This window comes from Streptomyces sp. SID14436 (genome assembly GCF_010548465.1).
Lineage (GTDB): Bacteria > Actinomycetota > Actinomycetes > Streptomycetales > Streptomycetaceae > Streptomyces.
In genome coordinates, this window is sequence record NZ_JAAGMD010000633.1 from 1 (window position 1) to 5,592 (window position 5,592).

Here is a 5,592-nt window from a genome sequence, read left to right on the forward strand (position 1 = left end):
CGTCGGGTTTGAGGTCGCGCACGCCGGCCTCGGCGGCGTGCCGGGACGCGGTGCGGACCCGGGCACCGGCCTCGGCGGCGCCGCGGAGCAGCCCGCGGTGGTCGGCCTCGGCGAGGCCCTCCGGTGAGTCGAGCAGCGATTCGTCGAGCATGGGGGCGGCAGCCTCCGATCGGCGGGGCTTCGGTACGCGGGGGGCGCCGGTCGCTGATGCGCCGGGTGCGCCGTTACTCGGGTCGGCGGGCCTCGTCGACGAGCAGGACGGGGATGCCGTCGCGGACCGGGTACGCCAGACCGCAGTCCTGACCGGTGCAGATCAGCTCGGAGTCCCGCTCCTCGAGGGCGGAGTGGCAGGCCGGGCAGGCGAGGATCTCCAGGAGGCCGGCTTGGAGCGGCATGGGGACTTCCCTTCGGACGGGCGGTGCGCGCGGGCGCGGGTATGCGGATGTGCCTGGTCAGGGTACCGCCGGTGGCGCGGGCGCGGGCGACCGCGTGGACGGCTCCCCGCCCGGCCCCGGGCGGGGAGCGTGGGGCCGCTCAGCCGCGGATGAGGGCCAGGGCCTCGTCGCGGACGCGGGCCATGGTGGCGGCGTCGCGTGCCTCGGCGTTCAGGCGGAGGAGCGGTTCGGTGTTGGAGGGGCGGACGTTGAACCACCAGTCGGTGCCGGTGACGGTGAGTCCGTCGAGTTCGTCGAGGGTGACGCCGTCCCGGCCCTCGTAGGCGGCCCGGATCGCGGCGAGGCGGGCGCCCTGGTCGTCGACGGTGGAGTTGATCTCGCCGGAGCCGGCGTAGCGGTCGTACTGGGCGACCAGGGCGGACAGTGTGCCGTCCTGCTCGCCGAGCGCGGCGAGGACGTGCAGGGCGGCCAGCATGCCGGTGTCGGCGTTCCAGAAGTCGCGGAAGTAGTAGTGGGCCGAGTGCTCACCGCCGAAGATCGCGCCGGTCCGGGCCATCTCGGCCTTGATGAAGGAGTGGCCGACCCGGGTGCGGACGGGGGTGCCGCCGTGTTCGGCGACGACCTCGGGCACGGACCAGGACGTGATCAGGTTGTGGATGATCATGCCGCTGCCGCCGTTGCGGGCGAGTTCGCGGGCGGCGACGAGGGCGGTGACGGCGGACGGGGGGACGGGTTCGCCCCGCTCGTCGACGACGAAGCAGCGGTCGGCGTCGCCGTCGAAGGCGAGGCCGAGGTCGGCGTCCTCCTCGCGGACCCGCTTCTGGAGGTCGACGAGGTTGGCCGGGTCGAGGGGGTTGGCCTCGTGGTTGGGGAAGGTGCCGTCGAGTTCGAAGTACATCGGGACGAGGGTGAGCGGCAGTCCGGCGAGCACGGTGGGGACGGTGTGGCCGCCCATGCCGTTGCCGGCGTCGACGACGACCTTCAGGGGGCGGATGGAGGTCAGGTCGACGAGGGAGCGCAGGTGGGCCGCGTAGTCGTCCAGCGTGTCGCGGCTGCCGACGGTGCCGGGGACGGCCGCCGGTTCGGGCGCTCCGTCCGCGCTCCACCGCTCGACGAGGGCGCGGATCTCGGCGAGACCGGTGTCCTGGCCGACGGGGGCGGCTCCCGCGCGGCACAGCTTGATCCCGTTGTAGCGGGCCGGGTTGTGCGAGGCGGTGAACATGGCGCCCGGCAGGTCCAGCGCGCCCGAGGCGTAGTACAGCTGGTCCGTGGAGCACAGGCCGATCTCGGTCACGTCGGCGCCGAGGGCCGCCGCGCCGCGCGCGAAGGCCCGGGACAGGCCGGGGGACGAGGGCCGCATGTCGTGTCCGGTGACGAGGGCGCGCGCGCCGGTCACCCGGGCGAAGGCGGCGCCGAACAGCTCGGCCAGCGGCTCGTCCCACTGGTCGGGGACGACTCCGCGCACGTCGTACGCCTTCACGATCTGCGACAGGTCAGCAGCCACGGCCAGCCTTTCCGGAAGTCACTCGGGTCCGTTCGGACCCCCCACAAACTACCGGCAGGGTTCGAACACCGACCCAGGGTGTTCGGAAGTGGCAGGCTCCGGGACGAACGGTGCGCGGAGCGGCCCGTCAGTTGTCGGGCGAGCGCAGGACGCGCAGGTGGCCGCGGCGGGCGACCTCCATGGGGTCCGCGGCCCGCGCCCCGCCGCCCGCTCCCGCCGCCCGCTCCTGGGGGCGGGCGGCCTCGCGCACGGCGTTGGCCAGTGCCTCCAGGTCGTCGCCGCTGGGCTGGGCGGGGGCCGAGCCGTCGAGGAGCCGGACGACTTCCCAGCCCCGGGGCGCGGTGAGGCGCTCGGAGTGCTCGGCGCAGAGGTCGTAGCAGTGGGGTTCGGCGTAGGTGGCGAGGGGGCCGAGGACCGCGGTCGAGTCGGCGTAGACGTACGTCAGCGTCGCGACGGCGGGACGGCCGCAAGCGGTGCGCGAACAGCGACGTACAGGGCTCACGATGTTGGACGGTACCGCACTCTTGAGCGGGCCGCGACGACTCTCCACCAGGTCACTCCACCGTGTCGTGGCGTGAAACGCCCCACACGCCCCGCTGGTCCGGGCGGGCCGAGCTGCCTCGACGCGCTGGTGCGGGGCCCCGGACGATTCTGATTCCGGTCACCAGTTGGCACAAACTTCGTCAATTGTTGTGAGGGCAGCGGCCTGAAGGGGATACCGAATCGAGCCCAACCTTGGCTGAAATGGGCATCCGGTGACATGCCGTGCGGCGCGGCGCGAAGACCCGGGGGGCCGGGCGGCGGGGCCCCGTGACGACTACCCTGCACTGTGATGGACAACCCTGTGACGCCCCGTGCCGCCGGCCGCCCCGGGCCCCGCCGTCGTGATCGCCACGGACGGGGCATGCGCGGCCCGATCGCACCTCCCCAGGTGCCCCTCGCGGCCAGCCGGGCGGAGCTGTTCGCGGACCTGGTGCAGGACTCGGTCGAGCGCCTCGAACGGCGCTGGCCGCAGCTCGCCGACGTCGATTTCCTGGTGCTGGAGGTGCCCCGGCTGGACGGGAACGCCGCCGGCCGGACCGGGACCGGCTGGGGCGACGAGTCGGTGCCGCTGGGCGGGACCGTCGCGGCGCGGGACGGGCGTCCCGCGCGGGTGGTGGTCTACCGGCGGCCGGTGGAGATCCGCACCAAGGGCCGCGACGAGCGGGCCCTGCTCGTCCACGAGGTCGTGGTGGAGCAGGTCGCCGAGGTGCTCGGGCTCACCCCGGAGACCGTGGACCCCCGCTACGGGGAGGACTGACCGTCCGCCGCCCCGGGGGCCGTCGAGCACGGCCCCCGGCCTCCTCACTTCTGCAGGACCGACAGGTCCTCCCGGGCCCGCGGCACGCTCACCAGGCCCCGGTCGTCCGGCAGGGGCTGCACGGTGAAGGCCGGGACGCCGTCGTCGGTGGCGGTCAGGGTGCGGGACGCGTAGACGGGCGTGGCGCCCGGCTCCGGTTCCACGGTGAGCGCGTACGTGCCCTTCAGGCCGCCCGGCACCGGTGCCTCGATGTGCTGCGTGGTGCCGGACTTGATCGTGTACGTCTTGGCCGCCGGGGTGCCGCCCTCGCTGCCCGCCGACGCGGTCACCTTGACCTTGGCGGTGCCCTCGGGCGCGGTGACGGCCAGGACGGTGCCCTTGGCGGTGTTGCCGGCGGCCGTGGCGCGGGCGCCGACCGGGCGGGCGGCGGGGATGAACGCCGACTCCTGGGCGTCGCTCTTGCCGCGCAGCACGCGGACCGCCGCGACCACCGGCACGGAGCGGCCGGTCGGGGTCAGCACCAGGGAGCCGGGCTCGCCGCGGGTGACGTCGCCGAGGTCGACGGCGGTCGTCATCCCGGCCTTCACGTGCACGGTCTCGTGGCCGGCCGGGGTGATCGGGCCGGAGGGCGAGGCCAGCCGCACCTTCAGGTCGGCGTCGGTGCTGCCGGGGGTGAACAGGACCAGCCGGACGGCGGTGGCGTCCTTCGGGATGCCCGGCAGGACCAGGCTGCCGGAGGGGTCGGCCGAGGCGGCCAGCCAGTCGCCGCCCAGCTTGTCGTCCAGCGCCTGGACGGCCGCGCCGACCCGTCCGCTGCGGACGACGACGTGCACGGTCACGTCGGTCTGCTCCGTCTCGGTGAGCGTGGACAGCAGGACCGGCTCGGTGGAGTTCGGCTGCACCGTGATGCCGTCCCCGACGACCGTCTTCAGGGCGCCGTCCTTGCCGTACAGCTCGATGTCCACGACGGCGGCGGAGTCATCGGGGTTGGTCAGGTGGACGTAGTCGGTGCGGTCGCTGTCGGTGCTCGCGCCGGGGAACCAGAACTCGGTGTCTGGGGCGGTGCAGGAGACGCCCTGCAGGCCGCGGCCGGTGCCCGCGGCCACCTCGGTGGTCTGCTGGACGGTCCAGCCGGGGGCGAAGCGGCCCTCGGCGGTGCCGGTCAGGGCGGGGGCCTCGCCCCCACTGGCGTCGCCGGTGACCGGCTTGCCGGTCTCCTTGGGCTCCAGCACGGGCTTCCGGGCCTTCTCGCCGCCCGCCTTCGCCCCGTCCTTCTCCCCGTCCTTGCCCTCGTCGCCCTGCTCGACGCCGTCCTTCTCGCCGTCGTCGTTCTCGGCGCCGTCCTTCTCGCCGTCCTTCTTCCCGTCCTCGTCGCCCTTGCCGTCGTCCGCCGCCTTCCCGTCGACGGCGTGGAGCGCGGCCGCGCCCTTGCCGTCCGCGCCGTCCGTGGCGGGCGTGAAGGACGTGTACGTCGTCTCGGCGAGGTCCGAGGTGCTGGGCGCCGGGCAGACCAGGCTGGTGCGCTCCACCGGCAGGCGGGCGGCCGCTGCCCCCGCGGTGTCCTCCCCGGGCTCCGGCGCGGACAGCGCGGCGAAGCCGGTGACGGCGGCGAGCGCGGTCGCCACGGCGATCAGGGACAGGGTGGGGCGGTTCACTGCTGACTCCCGTCGGGACGCTGATGGCCCGTGCCGTGCGGGTGGTTCTGCTGCTGCGGGTCGTACGGCGTGCCGTAGTCCTGCGCGGACGCCGGGTCGTAGCCCTGCTGCCCGTACGACGACGGGTCGTACCCGGGCTGCTCCGGCGAGCCGCCGTAGGCGTACGGGTCGTACTGGCCCTGCTGGTAGGTGTCCTGCCGGTAGGCGCCCTGCTGGTACTGGCCCTGGCCGTAGGGGTCCTGCCGGTAGGCGTCCTGCGGGTACGGTCGCCCGTAGCCGTCCGTCGCCCACTGCTGGTGGCCGTCGCCGTCCGCGCCGCCGCCCTGGGCGCCGCCGGCGTACGCGGGGTCGGCGTACTCCCCGGACTGCCACTCGGCGTGGTCCGGCTGGGACGGCACGGTGACGGGCGGCTGCGGCGGCGGGGCGGGTGCCTCCCCGTCCGGGCCGGCGGGCGGACCGTCGTGGGCCGCCTCGGCCTCGGCCTGGGCCCGCAGGCGACGGGCGCGGCGGCCGTCCCCGGCCAGGTCCTCGGCCGTGACGGCGGTCTCCTCGGGCAGGTCGTCGTCGATGTCGCGGCGCCGGCCGGGCAGCGCCATGACGATCAGGACGACCGCCAGCAGGCCCTGTGCCCACAGCCAGGCGGTGTGGGTGAACGGCTCGTCGTAGGTGACGTCCAGCCGGCCGCCGGAGGCGGGCAGTTCGAAGCCCTGGGCCCAGCCGTCGACGGTGGTGCGGGTG

The 5,592-nt window shown here is 74.9% G+C and carries 5 protein-coding genes and 2 pseudogenes; 1 reads left to right on the forward strand and 6 read right to left on the reverse strand.

Going from position 1 to position 5,592, the window contains the following annotated elements; all coding sequences use genetic code 11:
• The 4 genes and pseudogenes from G3I53_RS34085 to G3I53_RS22570 all read right to left on the reverse strand — a co-directional run.
• Nucleotides 1–151 (reverse strand): annotated as a pseudogene (locus tag G3I53_RS34085) (mannose-6-phosphate isomerase); the annotation flags it as partial.
• Between the two features lie 73 nt (nt 152–224).
• On the reverse strand, nt 225–395 hold the full coding sequence (locus tag G3I53_RS22560; protein ID WP_164332541.1) for a Trm112 family protein: 171 nt from the start codon (nt 393–395) through the stop codon (nt 225–227).
• A 139-nt stretch (nt 396–534) separates the two neighbouring features.
• Entirely contained in the window at nt 535–1,899 is a 1,365-nt protein-coding gene (locus tag G3I53_RS22565) for a phosphomannomutase/phosphoglucomutase (protein WP_164332540.1), read from the reverse strand.
• Between the two features lie 127 nt (nt 1,900–2,026).
• Nucleotides 2,027–2,449, reverse strand: a complete 423-nt coding sequence (locus G3I53_RS22570) for a DUF3499 domain-containing protein (protein WP_164332539.1) — start codon at nt 2,447–2,449, stop codon at nt 2,027–2,029.
• 282 nt (nt 2,450–2,731) lie between these two features.
• Between G3I53_RS22570 and G3I53_RS22575 the strand changes: the two genes are divergently transcribed.
• Nucleotides 2,732–3,199, forward strand: a complete 468-nt coding sequence (locus G3I53_RS22575; RefSeq protein WP_164332538.1) for a metallopeptidase family protein — start codon at nt 2,732–2,734, stop codon at nt 3,197–3,199.
• Nucleotides 3,200–3,243: 44 nt separating this feature from the next.
• Here G3I53_RS22575 and G3I53_RS22580 read toward each other — a convergent pair whose 3' ends face one another.
• Both G3I53_RS22580 and G3I53_RS22585 read right to left on the reverse strand, forming a co-directional pair.
• Nucleotides 3,244–4,854, reverse strand: a complete 1,611-nt coding sequence (locus tag G3I53_RS22580; RefSeq protein WP_164332537.1) for a DUF5719 family protein — start codon at nt 4,852–4,854, stop codon at nt 3,244–3,246.
• Nucleotides 4,851–5,592, reverse strand: a pseudogene (locus G3I53_RS22585) (family 2 glycosyl transferase); the annotation flags it as partial. The gene G3I53_RS22580 and the pseudogene G3I53_RS22585, both read right to left, overlap by 4 nt.

Excerpts from the sequence above, each read along its gene's own strand:
- G3I53_RS22575 (WP_164332538.1), top strand. The coding sequence starts at position 2,732 with ATGGACAACCCTGTGACGCCCCGTGCCGCCGGCCGCCCCGGGCCCCGC.
- G3I53_RS22560 (WP_164332541.1), bottom strand. The coding sequence starts at position 395 with ATGCCGCTCCAAGCCGGCCTCCTGGAGATCCTCGCCTGCCCGGCCTGC.